Genomic DNA, 25,886 nt, shown 5'->3' with positions numbered 1-25,886 from the left:
GTGCTGGGACGCGTCTCGCCCGCCCGCGAGGTGGCTTCCGCGCAGGACCGCCCCGCGGAGGGTGCTTCCCCGCAGGACGCTTCCCCGGTGGGCGGCTCGTCTGCGGACGAGCCGGTTCCGGGCGGACAGGTCGAAGAGGGCGAACAGGGTGAACAGGGCGGCAAGAAGAGCTGATCAGCTGTTTATGTCGTCCTGAGCCCCGGCCAGGCACACTGGGGGCATGACGACTGGCGCCCCGATCCCGTCCTTCTCCTCCACCTCCGCGTCCGCCTCCTCCTCCGCCCCCGGCCGGCCCCGCCGCTCCCGCCTGCTGCGGTTCCTGCCGCTGGGCGTGGCCGCGTGGCTCGTGCTGGAGGTCTGGCTGCTGACGGTGGTGGCGGGCGCGGCGAGCGGTTTCGCGGTCCTCCTGCTGCTGGTCGCCGGGTTCGTGCTCGGTTCCGTGGTGATCAAGCGGGCGGGGCGGCGGGCGTTCCGGGCGCTGAGCGAGACGCTGCAGCGGCAGCAGGACGGTGCGTCGCCGCAGGGCCGGAAGAACTCCGAGGGCAACGGGCTGATGATGCTCGGCGGTCTGCTCCTGATGCTGCCGGGGCTCGTCTCCGACGTGGTCGGGCTGCTGCTGCTCGTGCCGCCGGTCCAGAAGGCCGTCGGCCGGTACGCGGAGCGGACGTTCGAGCGGAAGGTCCGGGAGGCGACGGGCCCGTTCGGGGACGCCTTCCAGCAGGCCCGCATCCACCGCCCCGACGGCAAGGTGGTCCAGGGAGAGGTCGTCCGCGAGGACCCCGCCCCGCACTGACCGGCCGTACCGCCGACGGGTCCTCGCCCCCGAACCCCCGCTCCTCAAACGCCGGAGGAGCTGACGTACCTAGGGGCGCGGGGAACTGCGCGACCAGCCACAGCGGACCCGCACCCGAAAACGCACCGCGGCCCCGCCACACGGCCCGCACCCGGAAACGCACCGCGGGCGCCGTACCTCGAAAGGTACGGCGCCCGCGGTCGTGTGCTTGCGCTGTATGCCGCCCGGCCCCCGGAGGGACTACGCGGACTTGCGGCTGTCCCGGGGGTGCACCGCGATGTTCATGGCTCCGGATCGAAGCACGGCCAAGCGCTCCTCAAGGACCTCTTCGAGCTCCTCCCGCGTACGCCGCTCCATCAGCATGTCCCAGTGCGTACGCGCGGGCTTGGCCTTCTTCTCTTCAGGGCCGTCGCCGTCCACCAGGAGTGCCTGGGCCCCGCAGACCTTGCACTCCCACTCCGGCGGGATCTCCGCCTCCACCGAGAAGGGCATCTCGAATCGATGGCCCTTCTCGCATGCGTACTCCACGGCCTGGCGCGGAGCCAGGTCGATGCCGCGGTCCGTCTCGTAGCTAGTCACCACGAGACGCGTGCCGCGAAGAGCTCGCTCACTCATGAATCGTGCCTCCCGGGCTTGTCGCCCACAGGACAGGTGTCGCTGTCGTCGTCATCCGGTCAACGTCCGGTCGGCGGTAAAGATTCCCGTTCCGGGTCCTGCATCGCCGTCGAACCCGCCCTTGCAGTACCCACCCGCGCCCGGTTTGTCACATCTGACAGAAGATGTCACCTGGCGTTTCGGCATCTTTGACGCGCAGTAACGGTACGCCTGGCAGGCCAAACGCGTACACTACCGCCCTTTGGCGCCGAGCGCTAAATCCTCGCCGGAACGGGATTGCCCGCGTCGCGCACCGCCTGCCGCACGGGTACCCGCGCGAGCAGCACGAATCCCAGCACGAAGAAGGCCACCAGCGAGATGATCGCGTCCCGATAACTTCCGGTCAGCTGATAGGTCACGCCGAACAGCAGCGGCCCCAGCCAGCTCATCCCCCGGTCGCTCATCTCGTACGCGGAGAAGTACTCGGCCTCCTTGCCGGGCGGCACCAGGTGCGAGAACAGGGACCGGGACAGGGCCTGGCTGCCGCCGAGGACGAGCCCGATGCCGGCGGCCAGGACGAAGAACCAGGCGGGCGCCCCCGCCGGCAGGAAGTACCCGGCGGCCAGCGTCACGGTCCAGGCGACCAGGGAGCCCAGGATCGTCCGCTTGGCGCCGTACGTCCGGGCCAGCCGGCCCATCGCGAGGGCGCCCGCCACCGCGAGCAGCTGGACCAGCAGCACGGCGACGATCAGCGTCGACTGGCCGAGCCCCAGCTCCTCGGAGCCGTACACGGAGGCCTGCGAGATGACCGTCTGGATGCCGTCGTTGTAGACGAGGTACGCGAGCAGGAAGGCGAGCGTCAGCGGCTGCCGGCGCATGTCGCGCACGGTGGCCGCCAGTTGCCGCCACCCGCGCGCCGCCGTACCCGCGGGGGCGGGCCCCGTGCGGCGGTCGCGCAGCCTCCTGAGCGGTACGAGCGTGAACGCGCCCCACCACACGCCCGCCGAGGCCAGGCAGATGCGCACCGCCTCCGACTCGGAGAGGCCGAAGGAGTCGTGGCCGCTGTAGAGCACCAGGTTCGCCACCAGGACCAGCGCCCCGGCCGCGTAGCCGAAGGCCCAGCCCCGGGAGGAGACCGCGTCGCGCTCCTCGGGCGGGGCGATCTGCGGCAGGTAGGAGTTGTAGAGCACCATCGAGACGGCCAGCGAGGCGTTGGCCACGATCAGCAGGAGGCCGCCCAGCAGATAGCGGTCGCCGTCCAGGAAGAACATGCCCGCGGTCGCGGCGGCGCCCAGGTAGGCGGCGAGCGCCAGGAGCGGCTTCTTGCGGCCGCTCCGGTCGGCCGCCGCGCCCGCGAGCGGCATCACGAGGATCGACAGGACCACGGACGCGGACACGCAGTAGGCGAAGAACGAACCCGCGCGCAGCGGGATCCCCAGCGGGTGCACGAACCCGTCCGCGTCCGCGGCCGCCTTGGCGACCGACGTCAGATAGGGGCCCAGGAACACGGTGAGCACGCTCGTCGAGTAGACGGAGCAGGCCCAGTCGTAGACGTACCAGCCGCGTTGTTCGCGCCGCCGTTCGGCGGCCTCGCCGGCCGCCCGTTCCTGCACGGTGTCGGTGCCCACCCGCGCCCTCGCTTCCCCGTCAGACCCAGGTGCCGCGGTCCTTCAGGACCCCGCGCAGCGTCTCGATGTGATCGGTCATGATGCCATCGACCCCCAGGTCCAGGAGCCGGTGCATCCGTGCGGGCTCGTTGACCGTCCACACGTGGACCTGCAGCCCGCGCGCGTGGGCGGCGCGCACGAAGCTCCGGTCGACCACCGGCACGCCCGCGTGGGCCTCGGGCACCTGTGCGCAGACCGCCGAGCGGCGCAGCGCGGCGGGCAGCCCCCAGGACCGCAGCCGCAGCCCCAGGACGCCCCGCGTGCCGTACGAGGTGGCCAGGCGCGGGCCCGCCAGGCGCTGGGCGCGGGTGACCCGCGCCTCGGAGAAGGAGCCGACGCAGACGCGGTCCCAGGACCCGGTGCGCCGGATCAGGTCCAGGAGCGGGCGCAGCGCGGGCTCCGCCTTCACGTCGACGTTCCACCGGACCTCGGGGAAGGTCTCCAGCAGCTCCTCGAACAGGGGGACCGGTTCGGCGCCCGCCACGCGCGCGTGGCGCACGTCGGACCAGGGGAGGTCCGCTATCCGCCCCGCGCCGTCGGTCACCCGGTCCAGCGTCGCGTCGTGGAAGGCCACGAGCCGGCCGTCCGCCGTGGCATGCACATCGGTCTCGATGTACCGGTAGCCGGCCGCGACCGCGCGGTGGAACTGGGCCGCGGTGTTCTCCAGGCCGTCGGCGGCCCCGCCCCGGTGGGCGAAGGCTAGGGGGCCGGGATGGTCGAGGTAGGGGTGGCGCGCGTGCGGGATCACCCGGGCAGTATGGCCTGCCCCGGCGGCCCGGCGGCAACGACCGTGCTGCCGCCCGGTGATGCCGGGGAGACGGCGAAAAGGCGCAGGGAGAGCTGGGCGAGCGGCCCGATGGCGAGCGCGTACAGGACGGTGCCCGCGCCCACCGTGCCGCCGAGGACGAAGCCCGTCGCGACCACCGCCACCTCGATGGCCGTGCGCACCAGGCGGATCGAGCGGCCGGTGCGCCGGTGCAGGCCCGTCATCAGGCCGTCGCGCGGGCCCGGACCGAAGCGGGCGGCTATGTAGAGGCCGGTCGCCACGCCGTTCAGCAGGACGCCGGCCAGCATCAGCGGGACGCGGACGGTGAGGGTGTGCGCGTCCGGGAGCAGCGCGAGCGCGCCGTCCATCGCGAGGCCGACCACGAAGACGTTGGACACCGTGCCGAGGCCCGGGCGCTGGCGCAGCGGGATCCACAGGAGGAGGACGACGGCTCCCACGACGATCGACACGACACCGATCGTCAGCCCCGTCAGCTCGGCGAGGCCCTGGTGCAGCACGCCCCACGGCTCCATGCCCAGACCCGCCTGCACGAGCAGGGCCGCGCTCACCCCGTACAGGGCCAGTCCCGCGTACAGCTGGAGGAGCCGGCGGGGCAGGTGCCTCGGCGCAGGTGGCGGTGACAGCGGGGACGACGGCAGCGGCGACGGCGACGGTGGGGGAGTGGACAAGGTGGGCCCCTGGTGGTGGAGGTGGACCGGTCCGTGCCACTCTGTGGCGTGCGAAGCGGCCTCTTCCATGGCCAATTCGGGGAAGGTGGACCGGAAATCATGACGCAGTGGACCTCGGCGGTGGGCGCCGCCCAGCTGGCCCGGTTGTTCAGCTCGCAGCAGGAGCGCCCGGCGGGCCCCGGCACGCGCCGTCCGCCCGCCTACCGCGCCCTCGCCGACGGCATCCGGCTGCTCGTCCTCGAAGGCCGGGTCCCGGTGGCCGCGCGACTGCCCGCCGAGCGCGAACTGGCCCTTTCCCTGTCCGTCAGCCGCACCACCGTGGCGGCCGCCTACGAGGCGCTGCGCGCCGAGGGCTTCCTGGAGTCCCGGCGCGGCGCGGGCAGCTGGACCGCCGTGCCGGCCGGGAACCCGCTGCCCGCGCGCGGCCTCGAACCGCTGCCGCCCGAGGCCCTCGGCTCCATGATCGACCTGGGCTGCGCCGCCCTGCCCGCGCCCGAGCCCTGGCTCACCCGTGCCGTGCAGGGCGCCCTGGACGAACTGCCGCCGTACGCCCACACGCACGGCGACTACCCGGCGGGGCTGCCCGCGCTGCGCCAGACGCTCGCCGACCGGTACACCGCGCGCGGCATCCCCACCATGCCCGAGCAGATCATGGTGACCACCGGGGCCATGGGGGCCATCGACGCGATCTGCCACCTCTTCGCCGGGCGCGGGGAACGCATCGCCGTCGAGTCGCCCTCGTACGCCAACATCCTGCAGCTGATGCGCGAGGCGGGGGCCCGGCTGGTGCCCGTCGCCATGGCCGAGGGGCTGGCGGGCTGGGACCTGGACCGCTGGCGGCAGGTGCTGCGCGACGCCGCGCCCCGGCTCGCGTACGTCGTCGCGGACTTCCACAACCCCACCGGCGCGCTGGCGGACGAGGACCAGCGGCGGCAGCTCGTCGACGCGGCGCGCTCCGCCGGCACCGTGCTGGTCGTGGACGAGACCATGAGCGAGCTGCACCTGGACGAGGGGCTCGAACTGCCGCGTCCCGTCTGCGGGTTCGACCCGGCCGGGTCCACCGTCGTCACGGTCGGGTCGGCCAGCAAGGCCTTCTGGGCCGGCATGCGGATCGGCTGGGTCCGCGCCGCGCCCGACGTGATCCGCAGCCTGGTCGCGGCGCGGGCGTACGCAGACCTCGGGACGCCCGTCCTGGAGCAGCTCGCCGTGAACTGGCTGCTCAGCACGGGTGGCTGGGAGCAGGCGGTGGAGGTGCGGCGCCACCAGGCCCGTGAGAACCGGGACGCGCTGGTGGCGGCGCTGCGGCGTGAGCTGCCCGGCTGGGAGTTCGACGTGCCGCGCGGCGGGCTCACGCTGTGGGTCCGTACGGGGGGCCTGTCCGGTTCGCGGCTGGCCGAGGTCGGGGAGCGGGTGGGGGTGCGGGTGCCGTCCGGGCCCCGCTTCGGCGTGGACGTGCGGGGGCGCCCCGAGCACCGCGCGGAGCTGCGCCGCCGGCGCCGGGCCGAGGACGACACGCGCGCGCGTGTGGGCGAGCACCGCCTCGCCGAGCGACTCCAGGGCGTCGAACTCCTCGGCCACCACGACCGTCACACCGGCCGCGCGGCCGTGTCGCAGCGGGACCTGGAGGAGGGTCCCCACGTCCCGTCCGCCGTCGGGGGCCGGCAGGTGGCCGAGCGCGGTCGGCCGGTCGAGGAGCAGCCAGAGCGGGCGCCGCGTGTCCTCCGGCGGGGTGAGGCCCGCCTGCCGGGCCCGGTTCGCGGCGACGAGGCGGCGTTCCGTTTCGTGCGCGGCCCATTCGAGACCGGCCAGCGCGCCCGCCAGACCGCACTCGATGCCCAGGACGCCGGCCCGCCCCGTCAGGCACGCGTACTCGCCCGTYCCGCCGCCCTCGACGATCASSACGTCGCCGTGCRGSAGGGCCTGTAGCGCGATAGAGCGCAGGAACGTGGTGGTGCCGCTGCCGGGCCCGCCGGCCGCGAGCAGGTGCGGCTCGGTGGAGCGCACGCCGGTGCGCCAGACCACCGGCGGGACGTCCCGCTGCTCCTCCCCGAACGTGAGGGGGAGCGTGCGCCGTACGCCCGCCGGGTCGGTGAAGCCGAGGACCGTCTCACCCGGCGCCGTGACGAACCGCTGGGCGGCGATGTCGGTGGGCAGCGGCGCCAGGACGGCGACCGTGAGCCGGTTGCCCTCCTCGTCCCAGGTGAAGCGGTACTCCCGGCCCCGGCCCGACTTGGCGTGCAGCAACTGCTCGATCCTGGCCCGCGCATCCGCCTCCCCGTCCGGGAAGTAGGCGGGGTAGCGGACGGACAGGTGCGAGACGCGGCCGCTCCCGTCGAACTCGTACGACTCGAAGGCCTGGTCCCACGCGCCGCCGTGGGCGTACAGCGGTGCCGGGTCCTCGGGGACCGAGAAGTACGGCACGAGCGCCTCGTAGAGGGACTCCAGGCGCTTGCCCTGTGCCTCGTCGGGCCCCTCCGGCGCGGGCGGGGTGCGGTCCCTGCCCTGCCACGCGGCCGCCGCCATCAGCGTGACGACGGCGAGCAGCGGCCCGTACGGGAGGAGGCCCACGATCAGGACGACCGAGGCCACCAGGAACAGCAGCGGACCGCGCCGGTCCTTGGGGGTCTCCGCCCACCTGCGCCGCCCGGCGGCCGCCAGCCGGCGCAGTCCACGACTGATCGTGATGAGGGGGTGGAGGACGTCGGTGGCGCTGTCGGCGGCCGTCCGGGCCAGGTCCCGGCTGCGGGCGATCTGCGCGCTGCCGGTACTCAGAATGCGGGGAAGGGGGCGCCGTGCCACTGCTGTCTCCTGGAGGTGCGTGCGGGGTGCGTGCGGTCGGGACGGGTCAGAACTTGATCCCGCCCAGCAGCCCGGCCAGGCTCGCGCTGCCGGCCGTGATGCTCGGGGCGATGGCCGTACCCGCGAGGTAGAACCCGAACAGGGCGCACACCATCGCGTGGGAGGCCTTGAGGCCGTCCTTGCGGAAGAAGAGGAAGACGATGATGCCGAGCAGGACCACACCTGAGATGGACAGGATCATGAGAGTTTCTCCTGGTCGATGGGGACAGTCACCATGAGTACTTCCAGGCTCACAGCATGTATCCATACGATAAAAGGTGCAACTGGGTGAATATCAATTCATTTCACCCTGATGGCCCCGCCCCGCGACCGGCCCGGCCGACCGGTTTCACGGGATTCGTGGTGATCCTTGCCGCGTGATGACGGGGTCATGTGCCCGCCGAGCCAGTACGCTGGCGATTCACTCGTACGGCCGCACCACGGACGGCCGCACACGCTGCGCAACGAGAGGTGGTCCCGTCGATGACCGAAGCCCCCGACCCCGAGGTCGTGGAGCTGGCGACCAAGATCTTCGATCTGGCCCGGCAGGGGCGGACCGAGGCGCTCGTGTCGTACGTCGACGCGGGCGTGCCGGCCAATCTCACCAACGACCGCGGCGACTCGCTCGTGATGCTCGCCGCCTACCACGGTCACGCCGACGCGGTGCGCGCCCTCCTGGAGCGCGGCGCGGAGGCGGACCGCATCAACGACCGGGGCCAGACCCCGCTCGCCGGAGCCGTCTTCAAGGGCGAGGACGCCGTCATCCGCGTCCTCCTCGACGCGGGCGCGGACCCCTCGGCGGGCACGCCGTCCGCCGTCGACACGGCGCGGATGTTCGCGAAGACCGAACTGCTCCAGCTGTTCGGAGCACACTGAACCACCCGCCCCGACCAGGCGGGACATGTTTTTCGGGGGAGGCGGAACGGGGCCGCCGGAAATGCGGTCGCGGCAGCGAGAACGGCTGGGTCATCATGACGTCGTGATTCACGGACGCGATGGCTGGGCAGGTGTTGCCGCACCGCGCGGACCGTGATGCGGCCCGCACGGGCCACCGACGAGAGGCAGAGGAAGATGGTCTACAGCAAGCAGGAAACGGCGGGCGCCCCGACGTGTTGTCACGCGGCCAGGTAGAGCAGGACCCCGGTTGCGTCGACGCTTGATGTGAGGCTGTTTCCCATGTTCGATCCGGTCATAGCGCCCAGCGGTACACTGCTCGGTCTGCTCCAGAGGGGCCGCGGCGACGGCACGCTGCACGCGCTCACCGCACCGCGCGCCGAAGCGCTCGCGGCACTGGACCACTGTGTCCTGAGCGACCCCCGCCACGACTGGCAGGTGGAGAACCGCTCTCTTTATTACGCCCGCCTCCACCTCGACCTGAACGGCCGTCTCGACGCGATCGAGGCGCACCTCTTCGACGCGGCGGACGTGCTCGACACCGACGAGTCCCGCACGGGCCTCGCGCTCGCCGTCCTCGGCCACCTCGCCTCGTACGGCAGGCGGGACGCCCTGGAGCTGCTGCGGCGGTACGCCGCCCGCGGCAGCAACTGGGCCTGGGCCCTCGACGAACTGGCGCTGCGCGACGACGACGCCGGCCTGCGCGCCCTCGCGGTCCCCGTCCTCGCCCGGTTCCCCGCCGGCCCCGAGGGCGAGGCCGAACTGGCGGCCGTCGTACGGGACTCCTTCGAACCGCGGCCCTGGCGGCTGTGGGCCGAGGACCCCCGCGCATCCGTGAGCACGCGCGTGCGTGCGGCCCAGGAGGCCGGTTCCTTCGACCGGTGGCAGCGGCAGATGCGGCCGCCCGGGCCCCGCCCCGGATGGAGCGTGCGGGCCGTCTTCGAATGGGCCCAGCAGGGCGTCGAACGCGGCGCCGCCCTCCATGTGCCCGCCGCGCGCTGCCTCACGGCCGTCGCCGGGCCCGAGGACCGCCCCGAGATCGTCGAGGCCGCCCGCACCGGCGACGACGGCGCCCGGTGCACCGCCCTGCGCTATCTCGCCGACAGCAACGATCCCGGGACGCTGGACCTGGTCGAGGCGGCGCAGGACTCCGGCTCACGGCTCGTCGTGGACGCCGCCGTGGACGCCTTCGAACGGATGCACACCGCCGCGGCGGTGCAGCGGGCCCGCGGCTGGGTCCACCGCCCCGACGCCCTGGGAGAGGCCGCCGGACGCGTCCTCGCCTGCCGGGGCGGCGCACAGGACAGCGAACTCGTCCTGGACGCCCTGCGCGAGGCCGTACGCGGGGAAGGGCCCGACGCGCAGACCCTGTGGACCCTCGTCGACGGCGCCGGACGCCTCGGGATCGCGGGGGCGGCCCCCGTCCTGCGGCACATCTACCGCGAAACGGCCTCGTCCCACCTGCGCGGACGGGCGGCCCGCGCCCTGGCCGCCACCGACCCCTCCTTCCCCGCCGGATTCGCCGTCGAGTGCCTCTGGGACTGCGAGGAGACCACCCGCGAGGTCGCCGCCCGGCACGCCGAGACCGGGGACGCCCGGGTCGTCGAGCGGCTGCGCAGGCTCGCCGCCGATCCGGCCGAGGAGGCCGACGTCCAGAGCGCCGTCCGCAGCCGCATCGGCCCCGACACCTCCGCCGTGTGAGACCGGCCGGTACGCCTCCCGTCACCGGCCCGTGTCCCGCAGGTACGGGCCCGGACGCCGGAGCGTGACCGGTCCGTGACGGGAGGGGGCGCGGAGCGCAACGCTCACGGTGCGTTCCCCGGCCGGACAGATCCACTTCGGCGCGTCCACGTCCTGCGCGACGACAACACCCGTATGCGTGTCGTCATCGTGACCGAGTCCTTTCCCCCCGATGTGAACGGCGTGGCCCACTGCGCGCTCCAGACCGCCCGGCACCTCGTCGAGCGCGGTCACACCCCCGTCGTCGTCGCACCCGCGGCCTCCTCCGGGAACGGGGCCGACGCCGAGGCGCCCTGCCCCGTCGTCCGGATCCCGTCCCTGCCGCTCCCCGGCTACCCCCAGGTCCGCGTCGCCCTCCCCAGCCGCCGCGTCGCCGCCGCGATCGCCGCGCACCGCGCGGACATCGTCCACCTGGCCAGTCCCTTCGTCCTCGGCGTGCGCGGCATGGCCGCTGCGGGCCGCCTCGGCATCCCCGCCGTGGCCGTCTACCAGACCGACCTCGCCGGCTACGCCCGTACGTACATGGGCACGGGCGAGGCCGCCGCCTGGCGCCGCATCCGCGCCGTCCACGCCGCCGCCGACCGTACGCTCGCCCCGTCCGGCGCCGCCCTGCACGACCTGGAGGCGCACGGGGTGCCCCGGGTGCGGCTGTGGCCGCGCGGCGTCGACACCGTCCGTTTCCGGCCCCGGCACCGGGACGAGGCCCTGCGCCGCGAACTGGCCCCGAACGGCGAGCTGATCGTCGGCTACGTGGGCCGCCTCGCCCCCGAGAAGCAGGTCGCGCTCCTCGCCGGGGCCTGCGAACTCGACGGCGTCCGCGTCGTCGTCGTGGGCGACGGGCCCAGCCGGCCGGGCCTGGAGCACGCGCTGCCCGGAGCGGTCTTCCTGGGCCGCCGCACCGGCGACGAACTCGCCCGGATCTTCGCCTCGCTCGACGTCTTCGTGCACACCGGGCCGTTCGAGACCTTCTGCCAGACGGTCCAGGAGGCGATGGCGAGCGGTGTCCCGGTCGTCGCCCCCGCCGCGGGCGGCCCGCTGGACCTGGTGGCCCACGGGCGTACCGGGCTCCTCGTCCCGCCGCGCGACGGGGTCGCCGTGCGCGAGGCCGTGCGGTCGCTCGCCGCCGACCCCTTGCTGCGCGCCGCGTACGGCGCGGAGGCCCGGCGCACCGTGGAGGGCCGCACCTGGGCGGCCGTCGGAGACGCGCTCATCGAGCACTACACAGAGGTCCTCGCCGGGCGGGCGGTGCTGGCGGCATGAACGGGCCCTTGAGCACCGGAGCACCGGGCGGCGGGGCGCTGACCATCGTGCGGCTCGCCAACTTCGTCGCGCCCGCCTCGGGGGGCCTGCGGACCGCGCTGCGCGAACTGGGCGCCGGCTACCGGGCCGCCGGGCACCGGCCCGTACTGATCGTGCCCGGCGAGCGCCTCTCGGACCGCGAGACCGGGCAGGGGCGCGTCATCACCCTGCCGGGCCCGCTGCTGCCCGGCACCGGCGGCTACCGCGTCCTCACCGACCGGCGGCGAGTGGCCGCGCTCCTGGAGGCGCTCGCCCCCGACCGCCTGGAGGTCTGCGACCGCACGACGCTGCGCTGGACCGGTGTCTGGGCGCGGCGCGCCCGGGTGCCCGCCGTGATGGTCTCCCACGAGACCGCCGACGGTGTGCTGCGCACCTGGGGCCTGCCGGCGGGCCTGGCCCGGCGGGCCTCCGACTCCCTCAACCTCCGTACCGCGCACCACTACGCGCGGGTCGTGTGCACCACGGAGTTCGCGGAGCGCGAGTTCGTCCGCATCGGCGCCCGCAACGTCGTACGCGCCCCCCTGGGCGTCGACCTGGAGGGCAGGCACCCGGGGCTGCGGGACCCGGCGCTGCGGGCCCGGTACGCCCGCCCGGACGAGGTGCTGCTGGTGATGTGCTCCCGGCTCTCCGTCGAGAAGCGGCCCGGCACGGCGCTGGACGCGCTGGAGGCACTGCTGCGCGGTGGGCGGCGCGCGGTGCTCGTGGTGGCCGGCGACGGACCGCTGCGGGCCCGGCTCGCACAGCGGGCGCGCGAGCGGCGGCTGCCGGTCCACTTCCTCGGTCACGTCGCCGACGCCCTGCTCCTCGGCGCCCTCCAGGCCTCCGCCGACGTGTGCCTGGCGCCGGGACCCGCCGAGACCTTCGGGCTCGCCGCCCTGGAGGCGATGGCCTGCGGCACCCCCGTCGTCGCCAGCGCCTCCTCCGCCCTCCCGGAGGTCGTCGGCTCCGCCGGGGCCACCGCCGCGGACACCGGGGCGGCCTTCGGCGCCGCGGTCCGGATGCTCCTGGACCGGCTCGAGGACGAGCGGCGGGAGGCGGCACGCGCGCGTGCCGCCTGTTTCGGGTGGCCGGCTGCCGTGGGGGCGTTCCTCGCCGCGCACGACGCGGCCGTCCGCTTGGGGCCGCCGGAACCGCTCCCCGCGGCCGTGCCCCGTCCCGCGACGGTGCCCCTTCCCGTAGCGGTACCCCTTCCCGGGGTGCCGCGGCCCCGGGAGGGCGCCGTATGAGACCCCGCCGGTTCGTGGCGCTGGGGGACTCCCTGACGGAAGGGGTGGGCGACCCCGTGGGCGACGGGTGGCGCGGCTGGGCCGCGCTGCTCGCCGCCGGTCTCGGCCCGGCGCAGACGCCGGTGGAGTTCCGTAACCTCGCCGTCAGCGGTGCGCAGACGCACGACGTGCTGGAGCGCCAGCTGCCGGCCGCGCTCGCCGCGCGGCCGGACGTCGCCTCGGTCGTCGTCGGCGTGAACGACACCCTGCGGCGCACCTTCGACATCCGGGCCGTGGCCGAGCGGCTGGACCGGGTGTACGCCGCCCTCACCGGGCAGGACGCCGTCCTGCTCACCGCCTGTCTGCCCGACCCCGGGACGATGCTGGGGCTGCCGGGCGTACTGGCGCGGCCGCTCGCACGGCGTCAGCGGGCCGTGAACACGGTCGTGCACGCCCTGTCCGGGCGGTACGGGGCCGTGCACCTGCACGCCGCCGAGGGCGACTGGGTCGCGGACCGGGGCATGTGGAGCGTGGACCGGCTGCATCCGGGGGAGCGGGGGCACCGGCAGCTCGCGCTGCGGTTCCACGGGGGTGGCGTTGGGTGGGCTTGTCGTTGCGGATGCCGCCGACGCCGCCTCGGCCGGTGCGGCTGATGTGGCGTAGCCGCCTCCGCCTTTTGGCGCGTGGGGGCTGGTCGCGCAGTTCCCCGCGCCCTTAAATAGGTGTTTTTGAAGGTGAGCAGAGGATTGAGGCTCCGCAAAAAGGGATTCATGGCTTTGTACGTGGGAGCTGACACCACTTGTCGCTCAGAGCGGGGAACGCTCGGTTCTCCCGGAGGGCGGTATCGCTGAGTTCTGGCAACACCCGGGGCTTTGCGGTGTGAGCCCGAGGGTGCTCTGCGGGATGAGCGTGCGATGGCGCCACCGAATGCAAGGTCGATCTGTACGCGGCGATCCGCCGTAATGTCCGGGAGGGGATGTTCTACCGGGTCTTGATGTGCGAGCACGGTGTCGGATTCCGCACGGTCAAAGCCGCGTTGAAGTCGGTGTGGCCTGAGCCCCGGAAGAAACCAGGCTGCATGGGACGCGGCTGGTGGACCGGCTCACCTTCGGCGGCACCATCATCGAGACCGGTACCGAGTCCTACCGGCTCGCCGACATCAGGGCCCGGGCCGCCGGGCAGGACGCTGCCACGAGCTGACCACGGACCTCGGGAAGGAGGAGTCAGCCGGCCAAGCCCTCCCGCGCGCAGCGGGCCCCTCGGTCACGGCATGGACCGCAGGGGCGGGTGCTGCGTCGTTATCCCTGAAGGCTGGAGCAGTGGCGGAGGTTCGGGGCCGGGATCGTCGGTGATGACGACGCCGGCGGCCGCGTGGTCGAAACCGGCCGGCCAGCGCGTGTGTGTGCTGGCCAGCGCGCCGGTCAGACGTGCCTGGAGAAGGTCGGCCGTGCCCAAGTTCGCGCCACGCAGGTCGGTCAGGCGCAGATCGGCGCTGCGGAAGACAGTGCCGCCTGCGTCGGCCTTGCGCAGGTTCGCCTCGCGGAGGTCTGCCTCGGTGAAGTCCGCGTCACGCAGGTCGGTTTCGACCAGCCGGGCGCCCCGCAGGTCGGCCAGGACGCAGCGGGCCCGGCGCAGGATCGCGGTCTTGAGGTCGGCGTGGCGTAGGTTGACCGAGACGAGAGACGCCTGCGTCAAGTTGGCGTGGTACAGGCCCGCCGCCTCCATGCAGGACCGGTCGAGGTTGACCTCAGGCAGCCACAGCCCGTCGCAGTCGGCCCGGCGCAGGTCCGTGACGCTGAGATTGATCCAGGACTGCTCCCGGGGTTGCAGCAACAACACACCGAGCCCGGTCAGCGCCACCTGGGCATCAGCGGCACGGACCTCCAACGGCGCGACATCGTTGATGGACGTGTCCGCCGCGGGAGCTTGCGGTCCGGCGGGCGGCCAGGGCAGGTGCGTACGCAGGTAAGCGGCCTGAATGGAGATGACGGCCTCGCGGTCGCGGGCGGAGTGCTCTGCGATGCGCCACAGCGCGTGGAGCCCGCCGATGCGTGTTTCCAGCTTGTCGCTGCCGAGCTGATCGACGGCCGTGCTGAACCGGTCGGTGACGTAACCTTCCTGGGTGGCGCGCAAGCCGTCCTGGCTGACGCGTAGTTGCCGCCACGTGGCATACGCGCCGAACAGTACGACCATGCCGCCCACGGCCTGCAGAAGTGTCGTACGGACGTCGTTCACCGCTTTGAGCCGGTCCTGCGCGGCGATGCTCGCCCCGGCGAGGTCGTGCTCGACCACCACACCCGGCAGGACGACGAGCACCGTGCCAAGAAGGGCCAGCCCTGCTGCCCCGGCCAGCAGGGCCGCGATCGAACGATACTTGACCAGCCGGTCGCGCCACGGCCTGCGACCGCGGCCCGGCTCCCCCATCTCCATGAGCATGGAAGCCTAGGCGCCGCCCAAAAGACGATCAAGGCGCACGCCTTCGAGTGGCGGCGTTCAACCGCCACTGGCTCGACGGGCAATCACCGGACAACGCGCAAGGCGTTGCCAGTTCTCATCGACATGTGTGAGCCCTGTGATCGCTGAGCTTGAGTTTTAACCCTCTGCGCCCGTGCGGAGAAAGCTGTCGTAGCTCCTGACAGACTGCCCGCCATGGACACCGAAGCGTTCTGGCGCGTGCTCGACGCGGCTGAGGGCAGTGACAAGCCGCTCGATGTCGCCGTCGTCGACCATCTGTCGGTCCTGCCCGCGGAAGCGATCCTCGCCTTCGAGCACCAATTCTCCCGTCTGCGCGACGAGGTCTACCGCTGGGACGTGTGGGCGGCCGCCTACCTCATCGGCGGGGGCTGCTCCGATGACCGGTTCAGCGACTTCACGGCGGGTCTGGTGGCGCTCGGACGTGAGTGGTACGAACGGGCTGCTGCCTGCCCTGACGCCCTTGCCGAACACCCTGCTGTGCGTGTCGCGGCGGCCACCGGGGACCAAGACGTCATATTCGATGAAGCCTTCAACTTCGTATCGGCCAGGGCATATGAGCGACTGACTGGTGATTCGGATGCCTTTTGGGAGGCATGGGAGGCCTACACCGACGCTCGTGCCACGACCGAAGAGGAGAACAGCCAGGGCATGGGCGAGTCGTTCGACTTCGACGATGCCCAGCAGGTGCGTTGGCGTCTGCCGCGGCTCGCTGCGCTCCATCACGGTCTCGGACCAGACTGACTCACACCGGGATCCGCGGGATCCGGAACCCCCGTGGGAAGGGCGCCGCATCGGCCGGTGTCTCAGAACCCCGGTCGACGGCCGGTCAGGACACGTCGAACCGCTGCTCATCAGTGGCTTTGCGCCCACGACGAACACCAAGGGCTGGCCTGAGGTTAAAACTCAAGCCAAGTGCGTGACGCGGGCGGGTGTCAGCCTGTTCGGCTCGGCTGGCTTCTCCCAGGGCCTGCGGAGGTCGGCGGCCAGCGGTCGGACGAGCCGGAGCTGGGCATAGGCAGCGATCACCGACCAGGTCCACCGGTCGGCTGCTTCCGAGCTGCGCAGCCGGGGTCTGGTCCACCCCAGAGTCTGCTTGAACAGGCGAAATGTGTGCTCGATGCCGAAGCGGCGGAGGAAGGACTGCCAGCAGCGGTCGACATCCGGTTCGGTGGCGCCTGTGCCCGACCACCACAGCCAGACGGGCTTGTTGACCCCGCCGCTGGGCAGCTTCTCCACGACCAGGCGGACGACAGTGCCCTCGATCATGGGCGGAGGCCCGTCGTGGTCGAGCCATGCGGCCCGGCGGGTCAGCCGCGGGTGCAGTCGGTCCCACGCCTGCGCGATCGCCTTCCCATAGAGCCGGGTGTCCGTGACCGTCACGGCCTGCTCGACACCCCAGGACGTGGGGTCGCCGAAGATGAACTCGTCACCGTGCTTGGGCGGCCGGCCGCCCTTGGGGTTGGCCAGGTGAAACTCTTCGCGGGAAGGACCCTGACGCCGCATTACCCGATCCGGACGAAGCCGGCCGAGGATCCCGATGGGCAGCCCGGCCAGCAGGTGGGCGATGCGCGGAGCGTCGTATCCGGCGTCCAGCACGACCAGGATCTCCGGGGCATCCGGTCGCCATTGGCCGACGGCGACGAGGCGCTCGATGACGTCGCGAATCTGCACCGCGGTCACAGCGGCGACATCGGCGCCGGGCTGAAGACGGACCGCGTCTGGCACCGCCGTCCAGGATGTGCGGCCGGTCTCCAGCGCGGCCGCCACCGAGTAAGGCCAGCCGGGCACCATCTGGTGCTTGCCCTCGCCCCGCCCGAAGGTTTGGCAGAAGGCCCGGTCAGTACACGTGTTGGCGTCCGGTCGCAGCTACAGCGAGACATCCACCGCCGACACCAGCCGACCGTCCGCCGTCCTCGGCAATGGCACCCCCGCCAAGGCTCGACGCAGCCGGGTGGCGTCGCCCCGAGCAGTCAGACACGCGTACAGCTCCGAGCGGAAGCGTGACACTTCCGCGAACGCATCCCGCAGGACGCCTTGATGCTCCAGGCCCATGACCACGGCCTTCGCGCTGATCCACTCTGTGACGGAGCACAGGAGCAGACGACGGCCGCCTTCGCGTCCACTGAACTCAAAGAATGCAGGTCAAGTTCGAGATGCGTTCGAGGCGACATCCAGATGCTCGTTCATCGAGTGCAGCTGCGCGAACTCGTCAGCGAGCATGCTCGTCATGACGAGATCGTGGTAACGACCAGCGAAGAACACGTGGTCGCGAAGGCGTCCCTCCTCCACGAAGCCGAGCCGACGATGAAAGATCAGCGACCCTTCGTTGTGGGCGAAGATCCGGGCTTGGCACCTGTGATAGCGCCGCTCGGCAAACATGAAGCGCAGCAGCATCACCACTGCTTCCGCGGCGTATCCCTTGCCCCGATGATCAGCGCCTATTGTGACGCCGTACTCGAACCAGCCCGCACGCGGATCAGCGTGGTGCGAGCCGATACTGCCGACTGTGTCCCCTGTGTCGACCGCTTCAACAGCCAACACGAAGCATTCTCCATCGGACTGGGCAACAGCCTGTTCCTTCGCCCAGGTGCGGAAGCCCTCGGCCGACCGAGGTGGTTGCAGCAGATCTCCCAACCGCTCCTCGTCCACAGCAAAGCGCATGAACGCGGTCCAGTCGTCGGGCTCGATGCCGCGCAGACGTACCCGCTTGCCCGTCCAGAACGATGTCATCCTCTATTCGATCACGTTGCAGTACCCAAGGTCCAAGCCTTTGCCCACCTTCGAACCACCTATGAACTGGCACTTCAACGCCGCTGAATATGCCAAATAAGGAACGCGTTCAGTGCGGACGTTAAATGGCAAGCTAAAAGACTGCGCCGTTCCCCGCGCCCCTAGAAGCGGTCGTTTCTTCCGGAGACGAAGGTGAAGTGGACGGGGGTGCCCGGGGTGGCCTGGGCCGTTGCCGGGAGGTCTTTCGGGTGGACCACCGCTATCACCGGGTAGCCGCCCGTCGTGGGGTGGTCGGCCAGGAAGATCACCGGGCGGCCGTCCGGGGGGACCTGGATCGCGCCCAGGACCATGCCCTCGCTGGGCAGTTCGCCGTCGACCGCCCGCTCCAGGGCGGGCCCCTCCGTGCGCAGGCCGATGCGGTTGCTCGACGCGGAGACCCGGTAGGTCCGCGTGGTGAAGGTGCGCAGCGCCGCCGCCGTGAACCAGTCGTCGCGCGGACCGGGCGTCACCCGCAGGACCAGCTCGGTCGGCGGGGACGGCTGCGGGACGACGTCCACGCGCGCGTGGGTGCCGTCCGGCCTGCCCAGCGGCAGCACCGTCCCGGCGGTGAGGGGCGGCGGGCCGAGCCCCGACAGCAGGTCCGTCGAGCGGCTGCCCAGCACCGGGTCGACGGCCACCCCGCCGGACACGGCCACGTAGGTGCGTACTCCGGAGACGGCCTTGCCCACCGACAGCAGGGCGCCGGCCGGCACGTGCACCGGAGCACCCCACGGGGCAGGGCGGCCGTTCACCGAGACGGGGCACGGGGCGCCGCCCACGGCCACCGTGACCGCCGAACGCGGCCGCAGGTCGCATCCGTCGAGCGTCGTCTCCAGGACGGCCGCGCCGGGCGGATTGCCGACCAGCCGGTTCATCAGGGCGGCGGCGGGCGCGTCCAGCGCCCCGGAGCGCGGTACGCCGAGGTGTGCGTGGCCCGGGCGTCCGCGGTCCTGGACCGTGGTCAGCGCCCCGGGCCGTACGACGACGAGCGCGCGGTCGGTCATCAGGAGTCCACCGGGAAGGGGGCCACCGGGAGGGGGTCCACCGGGACGAAGCGGACCGGTGTGCCCGGCGACAGCAGCGCGGCCGGTTCGCGGGTGTGGTCCCACAGGACGGCGTCCGTCGTGCCGATCAGCCGCCAGCCGCCCGGCGAGGAGCGCGGGTACACACCCGTGTACGGGCCCGCCAGGCCCACGGAACCCGCCGGGACCGCCGTACGGGGCGTCGCGTGCCGCGGTACGGCGTACCGGGCCGGGAGCCCGGTGAGGTAGCCGAAGCCGGGCGCGAAGCCGCAGAAGGCGACCCGGAACGCGGCCGCCGCGTGGATCCGCGCGACCTCCCGCGGGGACACGCCCCAGCGCTCCGCGACGTCCGCCAGATCGGGGCCGTCGTAGCGCACGGGGATCTCCACGGCGTCCTTCGCGGGCGGCGGCACGGGCGGCAGCCGCGCGTCGGACAGCTGTGCGGCGAGCCGGCCCGGCTCGTCGAGCCCGTCCAGGAGGACCGTACGGGCCGCGGGGACGATCTCGCGCACCCGCAGGGACCCCGCCGCGCGGCGGCGCAGCAGCTCGGCGTGGAGCGCCTGCGCCTCCTCGTCCGAGGACACCTCGACGAGCAGGGCACGGTCACCGACCGGCAGTGCCCTCATGCGAATGCCTCCACCCGGACGCCCGACTCCTCCAGCCGTGCCCGGACCCGGCGGGCCAGGTCCACCGCGCCCGGTGTGTCGCCGTGCAGGCACAGCGACCGGGCCCGCACCGCGATCTCGCGTCCGCTGTGCGACGTCACGACACCAGAACGCGCGAGGCCCACCGAGCGTTCCACGACGGTGCCCGGGTCGGCGATCACCGCGCCGTCCCGGCCGCGCGGCACGAGCGTGCCCCCGTCCGTGTAGGCGCGGTCCGCGAACGCCTCGGTGACCACCGGCAGCCCCGCCTTCCCGGCCGCGTCGAGGAACCGCGAGCCGGGCAGGCCGAGCACCGGGAGCGAGGCGCCGGCCAGCAGCACCCCGGCCACGACCGCCCCGGCCTGCTCCTCGTCGTGCACCACGCGGTTGTAGAGCGCGCCGTGCGGTTTGACGTACGCCACGCGTGCGCCCGCGGCGCGCGCGAAGACCTCCAGGGCGCCGATCTGGTAGGCCACCTCGGCCGCCAGCTCGCCGGGCGGCACGTCCATCGCGCGCCGTCCGAAGCCCGCCAGGTCCCGGTAGGAGACCTGGGCGCCGATCCGTACGCCGCGCTCGGCGGCCAGGTCGCAGACCCGCCGCATGGTGGCGGGGTCCCCGGCGTGGAAGCCGCAGGCCACGTTGGCGCTGGTGACGACGGACAGCAGTCCCTCGTCGTCGGTGAGGTGCCAGCGGCCGAAGCCCTCGCCGAGGTCGGCGTTGAGATCGACGCAGGTGTCGGTGGAGGTCATACAGGAGTGTCCGTTCTCCGGTCAGGCGACGCGGTACTGCTCGTCGCGGGCGTCGGTGAGGAACATCTGCCCCGGTGCGTGGGTGATGGCGAACGGCGGGCGCGAGGCCATGACCGCCGCCTGCGGCGTCACGCCGCAGGCCCAGAACACCGGGATGTCGTCCGGCTCCATGTCCACCGGGTCGCCGAAGTCCGGGCGGCCCAGGTCCTCGATCCCGAGGGCGCCCGGGTCGCCGCAGTACACCGGGCTGCCGTGCACCGCGGGCAGCAGGCTGGTCTCCCGGATCGCCGCGGGCAGGTGCTCGGGAGGCACCGGGCGCATGGACACCACCATGGGCCCGCGCAGCCGCCCGGCGGGACGGCACTGACGGTTGGTCACGTACATGGAGACGTTGCGGCCCTGCTCGATGTGGCGCATCGGCACGCCCGCCCCGACCAGCGCCCCCTCGAAGGTGAAGCTGCACCCGATGAGGAACGACACCAGGTCCTTCCGCCAGTGCGCCACCACGTCGGTGGGCTCCTCCACCAGCTCGCCGTGCTCCCACACCCGGTAGCGCGGCAGATCGGTGCGCAGGTCGGCGCCCTCGGCCAGGACGGTCGCCGGGGAACCGGCGTCGGTGACGTCGAGGACCGGGCAGGCCTTCGGGTTGCGCTGGCAGAACAGCAGCATGTCGTACGCCCAGTCGGCCGGCACCGAGATCAGGTTCGCCTGGGTGTGGCCCGGCGCCCAGCCCGCGGTCGGACCCGACAGGCCCGCCCGGAACCGGGAGCGCGCCTCGGCCGGGCTCCACGCGTGCGCGTGCTCGTCGGCCGTGCCGGGGAGGCGGCGGGTCGGGCGGTGCCGCGTACTCGGTGATCCGGTCACAGGAGCTCCTTCCCGCGGGTCTCGGGCAGCCCGATCAGGGCCAGTGCCGCGAGACCGTATCCGATCGCGCCGAAGACCAGCGCGCCCCCGACGCCCCAGCTGTCGGCCAGGAAGCCGACCAGGGTCGGGAAGACCGCGCCCACGGCACGGCCGGTGTTGTACGTGAAGCCCTGCCCCGTACCGCGCACGGCGGTCGGGTACAGCTCGCTCAGGAACGAGCCGAAGCCGCTGAAGATCGCCGACATGCAGAACCCGAGCGGGAAGCCGAGCACCAGCACGAGTGTGTCGGCGCCGCTCGGGATGTTCGCGTAGGCCAGGATGCAGACCGCCGACAGGACCGCGAAGAGCAGGATGTTGCGCTTGCGGCCCAGCCTGTCGGTCAGGTAGCCGCCGGTCAGGTAGCCGATGAAGGCCCCCGAGATCAGGAACGCCAGGTAGCCGCCGGTGCCGACGACGGACAGCCCGCGGTCCGTCTTGAGGTACGTCGGGACCCAGGTGGCCAGCGTGTAGTAGCCGCCCTGCACACCGGTGGAGAGCAGCACCGCGAACAGCGTCGTCCGCAGCAGGCCGGGCGCGTCGGGCGTGCCCGGCCTGAAGATGGCGGCGAAGGAACCCTTCTCGGAGCTCTCCTCGCGGCGTTCGGCCGCCTCCGGGGCGTCCTGCACCCGGCGGCGCACCCAGACGACCAGCAGCGCCGGCAGCGCCCCGGTCCAGAACATCACGCGCCAGGCGATGTCGTCGTCGAGGAACTGGAAGACCAGCGTGTAGACCACCACGGCGAGGCCCCAGCCCACGGCCCAGGCGCTCTGGATCGCGCCGAGCGTGCGCCCCCGGTGCCTGGGGCTCGCGTACTCCGCGACCAGGATCGCGCCGACCGCCCACTCGCCGCCGAAACCGAGGCCCTGGAGCGCGCGGAAGACCAGCAGCGTCTCGTAGTTGGGTGCGAAACCGCAGGCCACGGTGAAGACCGCGTACGTGATCACGGTGATCATCAGCGCCTTGACGCGCCCGATCCGGTCCGCCATGACGCCGGCGACTGCGCCGCCGATCGCCGACACGACCAGCGTGACGGTCGTGAACAGCCCGGTCTGGCCGCTGCTCAGACCGAAGTACGCCGCCAGGGCCACCATGCTCAGCGGCAGCGTGAAGTAGTCGTACGAGTCCAGGGCGTAGCCGCCGAACGCGCCGCCGAAGGCGCGGCGGCCCCGCGGTCCGAGGGCGCGCAGCCAGGCGAACGCGCCCTCGTCGGCGAGGGGATCGGCGTCTCCGGAGCGCTTCTCGGTGGGCAGGGCCTGCGGTGGAGGGGTCGTGCTCATGGGCACCTCGCAGATGAGGGACGGAGGGTGCTTCGGGACTGAGCCGTGCCGTGCGGAGGCGGTCGGCCCCGGCGCGGGGAGCGGCCGGCGCCTGATGAGCAAGGTAGAGGATCGTTGAACGATCCTTCAATACCCATGTTGTTTCGTTCTGGTATCTGCGATTGAATTCGGGCGTGGCCGAACTGAACGCACTGGAGGACGACCGCGCGCTGCTGGGCCGCACCAGCACCGCCGAACGGGTGTCGGACATCCTGCGCGGCCGGATCGCCGACGGGTACTTCCCGCCCGGCACGCGCCTGTCCGAGGACAGCATCGGCAACGCGCTCGGGGTCTCGCGCAACACGCTGCGCGAGGCGTTCCGGCTGCTCACGCACGAGCGGCTGCTGGTCCACCGGCTCAACCGGGGCGTGTTCGTACGGGTCCTGACCGTCGAGGACGTCGAGGACATCTACCGCATCCGCCACCTCGTCGAATGCGCCGTCGTCCGTGGACTGGGCGAGCCGCCCCACGCGCTGGACGACCTCGCCGCCGCGGTCGAGGACGGCCGGCGGGCGACCCGCGACGGCGACTGGAAGGGCCTGGGCACGGCCAACATCCACTTCCACCGCGCACTGGTGGCCCTCGCCGGCAGCGCCCGCACCGACGAGCTGATGCGCAGCGTCTTCGCGGAACTGCGCCTCGCCTTCCACCTGGTGGACGACCCGAAGCGCCTCCACGAGCCCTACCTGGCCCGCAACGGCCAGATCCTGCGGGCCCTCCAGGACGGCGACCGGGGCGAGGCGGAGAACCTGCTGGCCGTATACCTCGACGACTCCCGCAGAAGGGTGACGGAGGCGTACGCCCGCCGGGTGGTGGAAGGAGCGCCCCCGAAGGGGCGCGGGGAACTGCGCGACCAGCCACATTCGGCCCGCACGGGACAATAGGCCCGAAGCACCCCACCGCGCCCGGCGGAGCGTTTCGGTGGTTGTCAGACCCAGGACCTAGTCTGTGCACCGTGACTTCGCCCGCACCGACGGACCCCGCTCCGCCCCAGCTCAGCGCGGCGCCGCGCCCCGCTCCGGGGCCGGCCGCCGACGAGGGCCTGGCGCGCCGCCTGCGCGCGCTCGCCTGCACCGCACCCCTGCACGACCTGGACGTGCGCAAGGCGAACCTCGCGGGTGAGTACTCGGTCTACGGGATGGCGGAGGTCGCCCTCGCCTCCATCGACCTCATCACGCTGAACATGGACTTCGACACGGGCGCCGACCACGACCAGATCGTGGCCAGGCTCATCCCGCGCATCGCCGCCCAGGCCCCGCGCCGGCCCGTCGCCGAGCACGAGCGGGTGGCCCGCTGGGTCCTGGAGAACCTGATCAACGTCGGCAGCGTCGACCGCGGCTTCCGGGCCGTGTACGGAACCTTCGCGCCCGACGGCTCGTACGTGCGCCGCGACTACGACTTCAAGCTGATCGAGGAGGTGCCGGGGTACGGGGGGAGCGTCTACCTCCGCACGACGGACGAGGCGGTCAACGTCCTGGTGGGCGCCCTCGACACCGACGTCACCAGCGCCCAGATCGCCGCCGAGGTCAAGCTGGAGGTACTGATCAGCCGGGGCCGCCTCGCGGACGCCCAGCTCGCCGCCGAGCAGGCCCGCTACCGGACCGTGCAGTACTCGGAGACGCTGCGCAGGGCCCTGGACGCCACCCGGCGCAACGTCCGGGCGGTGGACTGGCTGCAGGCCGTGCCCGACATGATCGCCGAGGCCCTCGACCACGTGGCCGACCGCTACCGCCACGAGAACGCGATCCTCACCAACATCCGCAAGGCGCGCGACGAGTCCGAGGACCCCGAGCAGAAGCGCCGGGCCGCCGAGCTCGTCGACATCGTCAAGGACTGCATCCGGCGCCACACCCAGCTGCAGTCCCGCCTCCTGGAGGCCGGTCCGCTGTTCCGTGCCGAGCAGGACCGGCAGGCCTTCGCCACCCCGATGACCACCTCCGGCATCGACCTGTACGGCCACCTCGTCGCGCCCGTGCTGCCCCTGCCCGTCGAGCAGGCGCTGCGGGTGACCGACGCCTTCTTCACGCGCGGGACCGGACTGCGCACCCCCGCCTCCGTACGGGTCGGGGACCTGGTCGACCTGCTGCTGACGCCGCCGGTGGAGCGCGAGCACCTCGGCGCCGAGATGCCCGAGCCCGACCTGATAGCGACCCCGGACGACAGCCGGTTCAGCGAGGAGCAGCTCGCCGCCGCCATGGAGCTGCTCGACCTGCCCGCCGACGCGCCGCGACGGCTGTCCGGGCTGCTCGCGGACGCGCGGCGGCGGGATCCCGAGCTGCCCTACCTGGTCGCCCTGCTGGCGGTGCACGCGGCGAGTCCGCCGGTCGGCACCGCCTACCGGCAGGGGGAGGAGCGGCTGCTGTTCGCCGTGGACGACGGGGTGGAGCTGGACGACCCGGAGTTCGGCGGCGCCGACCTGATCGTGGGGATGGCTCTGCTGGACGTGGCCGGGATGGCCGCGGGTCGGACGGAGTCCGGGTGATGTTCCGTGGGTTGGTGGCCGGGTGCAGGCCGTCCGTGGCCGGGCGCGCAGTTCCCCGCGCCCCTGGAGGGGCGCTCATGCCGAGCCCTGCCATCGAGTTCAAGGAGTTGTCGTGGTGATGAGTGAGCAGGGCGAGTGGAGCGAGCCGGAGGCGGTCGGCGCGCAGGCGGGMGCCGCCGTCACGCCCGCCGACGCCGCCGACGCCGCCCGGCTCGTCGCCTTCGGGCTGCAGCCCAAACTGCAGCCCGCGCGGGACCAGGAGTACACCGAGCTGCTGCGGCGCTACCGCGAGGACCCGCCGTTCGCGCGGCTCGCCGACGCCGTCGCCACCGGGCTCGGGCTCGTCGTGCTGGAGGTGTCCCCGCGGGCCGGCATGGCGGTGACGGCCGCCGAGGACTCGGTGTTCGCCGTGCGCATGGGCGACTACGCGCGGCGCGCCTCCGCCGACTCGGCCGACCGGTTCCTGCACGGCCTCGCCCACCTCGCCGTCGCCGCCCTGGCCTTCCCGCGGCCCGAGGACCTCGCGGACGACGGGTACATCGGGCGGGTGTCGGTCAACGGCGTCGACGCGTTCGTCCGCCAGGCCTGCCGGCGTCTGGAGGAGCGGGCCGAGGAGCAGGGCGAGAACACCGACCCGGCGACGGACGCCCCCGGGCTGGAGTCCGCCTGGCGGATCTGGGCGCGCCGCAGCGCCGCCGGGGCCACCAAGGACGCGCGCAGACTGGCCGGTTCGACCACCGGCATCGTCGGCAAGGCGGTCGCCTTCCTCACCGACTCCGGCTTCCTGCAGCGCACGGGGGACGACGCCGGGGGGACGTACCGGACGACCGCCCGCTACCAGCTCCAGGTCCGGGACATGGCGGGCAGCGCCGCCCTGGCCGAGCTGCTGGAGCTGGGCGTCGTACCGGTCACCGACGGCACCGCGAGCCTGCTGCCCGCCGAGGACACCGACGACCTGGAGCTGGTCGCCGACGCGGGGCTGCCGTTCCACGCGTGACCGACCGGGACGACCCGCCAGGACGTCCCCGCCCTCCCCCCGTC

At 72.9% G+C, this 25,886-nt stretch carries 21 protein-coding genes and 5 pseudogenes; 12 read left to right on the top strand and 14 right to left on the bottom strand.

The genetic code is table 11. The features are described from left to right. The first annotated feature begins 220 nt into the window (after window positions 1-220). Window positions 221-793: an FxsA family membrane protein gene (gene fxsA / locus FGF04_RS07890; RefSeq protein WP_149510518.1), complete on the top strand. Its 573-nt coding sequence runs from the start codon at window positions 221-223 to the stop codon at window positions 791-793. 240 nt (window positions 794-1,033) lie between these two features. Here fxsA and FGF04_RS07885 read toward each other — a convergent pair whose 3' ends face one another. The 4 genes from FGF04_RS07885 to yczE form a co-directional block, all read right to left on the bottom strand. Then, a complete protein-coding gene (locus FGF04_RS07885) occupies window positions 1,034-1,408 on the bottom strand; it encodes an RNA polymerase-binding protein RbpA (protein WP_003977404.1) in 375 nt (124 codons plus the stop codon). Between the two features lie 254 nt (window positions 1,409-1,662). Continuing rightward, window positions 1,663-3,015: an MFS transporter gene (locus FGF04_RS07880; protein WP_149510517.1), complete on the bottom strand. Its 1,353-nt coding sequence runs from the start codon at window positions 3,013-3,015 to the stop codon at window positions 1,663-1,665. A gap of 19 nt (window positions 3,016-3,034) precedes the next feature. Then, complete coding sequence (locus FGF04_RS07875; RefSeq protein WP_149510516.1) at window positions 3,035-3,802, bottom strand: glycerophosphodiester phosphodiesterase; 768 nt, start codon at window positions 3,800-3,802, stop codon at window positions 3,035-3,037. Next, window positions 3,799-4,509 carry a membrane protein YczE gene (yczE, locus tag FGF04_RS39950; protein WP_188113992.1) on the bottom strand — a complete coding sequence of 237 codons (711 nt, stop codon included), beginning with the start codon at window positions 4,507-4,509 and terminating at the stop codon, window positions 3,799-3,801. Before yczE ends, FGF04_RS07875 begins: the two co-directional genes overlap by 4 nt. A gap of 99 nt (window positions 4,510-4,608) precedes the next feature. On the opposite strand from yczE, the pseudogene FGF04_RS07865 reads away from it, so the two are divergent. Further along, window positions 4,609-5,961: pseudogene (locus FGF04_RS07865) on the top strand (SCO1417 family PLP biosynthesis transcription factor); the annotation flags it as partial. Here FGF04_RS07865 and FGF04_RS42230 read toward each other — a convergent pair. Both FGF04_RS42230 and FGF04_RS07855 read right to left on the bottom strand, forming a co-directional pair. After that, window positions 5,935-7,308 (bottom strand): annotated as a pseudogene (locus FGF04_RS42230) (hypothetical protein); the annotation flags it as partial. The pseudogenes FGF04_RS07865 and FGF04_RS42230 overlap by 27 nt on opposite strands. 46 nt (window positions 7,309-7,354) lie before the next feature. Then, the gene (locus tag FGF04_RS07855) at window positions 7,355-7,549 is read right to left on the bottom strand and encodes a hypothetical protein (RefSeq protein WP_055517700.1); all 195 of its coding nucleotides are present in this window, start codon (window positions 7,547-7,549) and stop codon (window positions 7,355-7,357) included. Between the two features lie 281 nt (window positions 7,550-7,830). On the opposite strand from FGF04_RS07855, the gene FGF04_RS07850 reads away from it, so the two are divergent. The 6 genes and pseudogenes from FGF04_RS07850 to FGF04_RS07825 form a co-directional block, all read left to right on the top strand. Next, window positions 7,831-8,223 (top strand): ankyrin repeat domain-containing protein, encoded by a 393-nt coding sequence (locus FGF04_RS07850; RefSeq protein WP_149510515.1) that lies wholly within the window; start codon window positions 7,831-7,833, stop codon window positions 8,221-8,223. Between the two features lie 300 nt (window positions 8,224-8,523). Then, window positions 8,524-9,942, top strand: a complete 1,419-nt coding sequence (locus FGF04_RS07845) for a HEAT repeat domain-containing protein (RefSeq protein ID WP_149510514.1) — start codon at window positions 8,524-8,526, stop codon at window positions 9,940-9,942. A gap of 174 nt (window positions 9,943-10,116) precedes the next feature. After that, the gene (locus FGF04_RS07840) at window positions 10,117-11,241 is read left to right on the top strand and encodes a glycosyltransferase family 4 protein (RefSeq protein ID WP_149510513.1); all 1,125 of its coding nucleotides are present in this window, start codon (window positions 10,117-10,119) and stop codon (window positions 11,239-11,241) included. Next, window positions 11,238-12,506, top strand: a complete 1,269-nt coding sequence (locus tag FGF04_RS07835) for a glycosyltransferase (protein ID WP_149510512.1) — start codon at window positions 11,238-11,240, stop codon at window positions 12,504-12,506. The genes FGF04_RS07840 and FGF04_RS07835 overlap by 4 nt, the downstream gene beginning before the upstream one ends. Next, window positions 12,503-13,072: pseudogene (locus FGF04_RS07830) on the top strand (SGNH/GDSL hydrolase family protein); the annotation flags it as partial. The gene FGF04_RS07835 and the pseudogene FGF04_RS07830, both read left to right, overlap by 4 nt. Before the next feature lie 502 nt (window positions 13,073-13,574). Continuing rightward, window positions 13,575-13,685: pseudogene (locus tag FGF04_RS07825) on the top strand (IS21-like element helper ATPase IstB); the annotation flags it as partial. 63 nt (window positions 13,686-13,748) lie between these two features. On the opposite strand, the gene FGF04_RS07820 reads toward FGF04_RS07825, so the two are convergent. Next, the gene (locus FGF04_RS07820; RefSeq protein ID WP_235882236.1) at window positions 13,749-14,915 is read right to left on the bottom strand and encodes a pentapeptide repeat-containing protein; all 1,167 of its coding nucleotides are present in this window, start codon (window positions 14,913-14,915) and stop codon (window positions 13,749-13,751) included. 219 nt (window positions 14,916-15,134) lie between these two features. Between FGF04_RS07820 and FGF04_RS07815 the strand changes: the two genes are divergently transcribed. Continuing rightward, on the top strand, window positions 15,135-15,701 hold the full coding sequence (locus FGF04_RS07815) for a DUF4240 domain-containing protein (RefSeq protein WP_149510511.1): 567 nt from the start codon (window positions 15,135-15,137) through the stop codon (window positions 15,699-15,701). A gap of 177 nt (window positions 15,702-15,878) precedes the next feature. Here the strand turns inward: FGF04_RS07815 and FGF04_RS07810 are convergent. The 7 genes and pseudogenes from FGF04_RS07810 to FGF04_RS07780 form a co-directional block, all read right to left on the bottom strand. Further along, a pseudogene (locus FGF04_RS07810) lies at window positions 15,879-17,012 on the bottom strand (transposase); the annotation flags it as partial. 90 nt (window positions 17,013-17,102) lie between these two features. After that, window positions 17,103-17,690, bottom strand: coding sequence for a GNAT family N-acetyltransferase (locus FGF04_RS07805; protein ID WP_149510510.1), 588 nt, complete (start codon window positions 17,688-17,690; stop codon window positions 17,103-17,105). 161 nt (window positions 17,691-17,851) lie between these two features. Continuing rightward, window positions 17,852-18,733 (bottom strand): 5-oxoprolinase subunit C family protein, encoded by an 882-nt coding sequence (locus FGF04_RS07800; protein WP_149510509.1) that lies wholly within the window; start codon window positions 18,731-18,733, stop codon window positions 17,852-17,854. After that, complete coding sequence (locus tag FGF04_RS07795) at window positions 18,733-19,377, bottom strand: 5-oxoprolinase subunit B family protein (protein ID WP_149510508.1); 645 nt, start codon at window positions 19,375-19,377, stop codon at window positions 18,733-18,735. Before FGF04_RS07795 ends, FGF04_RS07800 begins: the two co-directional genes overlap by 1 nt. After that, window positions 19,374-20,144 carry a LamB/YcsF family protein gene (locus tag FGF04_RS07790; protein ID WP_149510507.1) on the bottom strand — a complete coding sequence of 257 codons (771 nt, stop codon included), beginning with the start codon at window positions 20,142-20,144 and terminating at the stop codon, window positions 19,374-19,376. Before FGF04_RS07790 ends, FGF04_RS07795 begins: the two co-directional genes overlap by 4 nt. A gap of 21 nt (window positions 20,145-20,165) precedes the next feature. After that, window positions 20,166-21,008: a putative hydro-lyase gene (locus FGF04_RS07785; protein ID WP_149510506.1), complete on the bottom strand. Its 843-nt coding sequence runs from the start codon at window positions 21,006-21,008 to the stop codon at window positions 20,166-20,168. Beyond that, window positions 21,005-22,324, bottom strand: coding sequence for an MFS transporter (locus FGF04_RS07780; protein ID WP_149510505.1), 1,320 nt, complete (start codon window positions 22,322-22,324; stop codon window positions 21,005-21,007). The genes FGF04_RS07785 and FGF04_RS07780 overlap by 4 nt, the downstream gene beginning before the upstream one ends. A gap of 173 nt (window positions 22,325-22,497) precedes the next feature. On the opposite strand from FGF04_RS07780, the gene FGF04_RS07775 reads away from it, so the two are divergent. The 3 genes from FGF04_RS07775 (at window position 22,498) to FGF04_RS07765 (ending at window position 25,842) form a co-directional block, all read left to right on the top strand. Next, on the top strand, window positions 22,498-23,247 hold the full coding sequence (locus FGF04_RS07775; RefSeq protein WP_149510504.1) for a GntR family transcriptional regulator: 750 nt from the start codon (window positions 22,498-22,500) through the stop codon (window positions 23,245-23,247). 71 nt (window positions 23,248-23,318) lie between these two features. Further along, window positions 23,319-24,845 (top strand): hypothetical protein, encoded by a 1,527-nt coding sequence (locus tag FGF04_RS07770; RefSeq protein ID WP_149510503.1) that lies wholly within the window; start codon window positions 23,319-23,321, stop codon window positions 24,843-24,845. Between the two features lie 118 nt (window positions 24,846-24,963). Further along, window positions 24,964-25,842 carry a hypothetical protein gene (locus tag FGF04_RS07765; RefSeq protein WP_149510502.1) on the top strand — a complete coding sequence of 293 codons (879 nt, stop codon included), beginning with the start codon at window positions 24,964-24,966 and terminating at the stop codon, window positions 25,840-25,842. Window positions 25,843-25,886: the final 44 nt, after the last annotated feature.

Origin of the sequence: Streptomyces apricus, assembly GCF_008369065.1 — a bacterium.
Classification (GTDB): domain Bacteria; phylum Actinomycetota; class Actinomycetes; order Streptomycetales; family Streptomycetaceae; genus Streptomyces; species Streptomyces apricus.
The sequence above is the reverse complement of the archived record's forward strand: the minus strand, read 5'-3'. Positions and strand labels throughout refer to the sequence as shown.

What these genes read in the sequence shown, in the direction of transcription:
- fxsA (WP_149510518.1), top strand. Translation starts at nt 221, where the DNA reads ATGACGACTGGCGCCCCGATCCCGTCCTTCTCCTCCACCTCCGCGTCC.
- FGF04_RS07885 (WP_003977404.1), bottom strand. Translation starts at nt 1,408, where the DNA reads ATGAGTGAGCGAGCTCTTCGCGGCACGCGTCTCGTGGTGACTAGCTAC.
- FGF04_RS07855 (WP_055517700.1), bottom strand. Translation starts at nt 7,549, where the DNA reads ATGATCCTGTCCATCTCAGGTGTGGTCCTGCTCGGCATCATCGTCTTC.
- FGF04_RS07850 (WP_149510515.1), top strand. Translation starts at nt 7,831, where the DNA reads ATGACCGAAGCCCCCGACCCCGAGGTCGTGGAGCTGGCGACCAAGATC.
- FGF04_RS07845 (WP_149510514.1), top strand. Translation starts at nt 8,524, where the DNA reads ATGTTCGATCCGGTCATAGCGCCCAGCGGTACACTGCTCGGTCTGCTC.
- FGF04_RS07840 (WP_149510513.1), top strand. Translation starts at nt 10,117, where the DNA reads ATGCGTGTCGTCATCGTGACCGAGTCCTTTCCCCCCGATGTGAACGGC.
- FGF04_RS07835 (WP_149510512.1), top strand. Translation starts at nt 11,238, where the DNA reads ATGAACGGGCCCTTGAGCACCGGAGCACCGGGCGGCGGGGCGCTGACC.
- FGF04_RS07820 (WP_235882236.1), bottom strand. Translation starts at nt 14,915, where the DNA reads ATGGAGATGGGGGAGCCGGGCCGCGGTCGCAGGCCGTGGCGCGACCGG.
- FGF04_RS07815 (WP_149510511.1), top strand. Translation starts at nt 15,135, where the DNA reads ATGGACACCGAAGCGTTCTGGCGCGTGCTCGACGCGGCTGAGGGCAGT.
- FGF04_RS07805 (WP_149510510.1), bottom strand. Translation starts at nt 17,690, where the DNA reads ATGACATCGTTCTGGACGGGCAAGCGGGTACGTCTGCGCGGCATCGAG.
- FGF04_RS07800 (WP_149510509.1), bottom strand. Translation starts at nt 18,733, where the DNA reads ATGACCGACCGCGCGCTCGTCGTCGTACGGCCCGGGGCGCTGACCACG.
- FGF04_RS07795 (WP_149510508.1), bottom strand. Translation starts at nt 19,377, where the DNA reads ATGAGGGCACTGCCGGTCGGTGACCGTGCCCTGCTCGTCGAGGTGTCC.
- FGF04_RS07790 (WP_149510507.1), bottom strand. Translation starts at nt 20,144, where the DNA reads ATGACCTCCACCGACACCTGCGTCGATCTCAACGCCGACCTCGGCGAG.
- FGF04_RS07780 (WP_149510505.1), bottom strand. Translation starts at nt 22,324, where the DNA reads ATGAGCACGACCCCTCCACCGCAGGCCCTGCCCACCGAGAAGCGCTCC.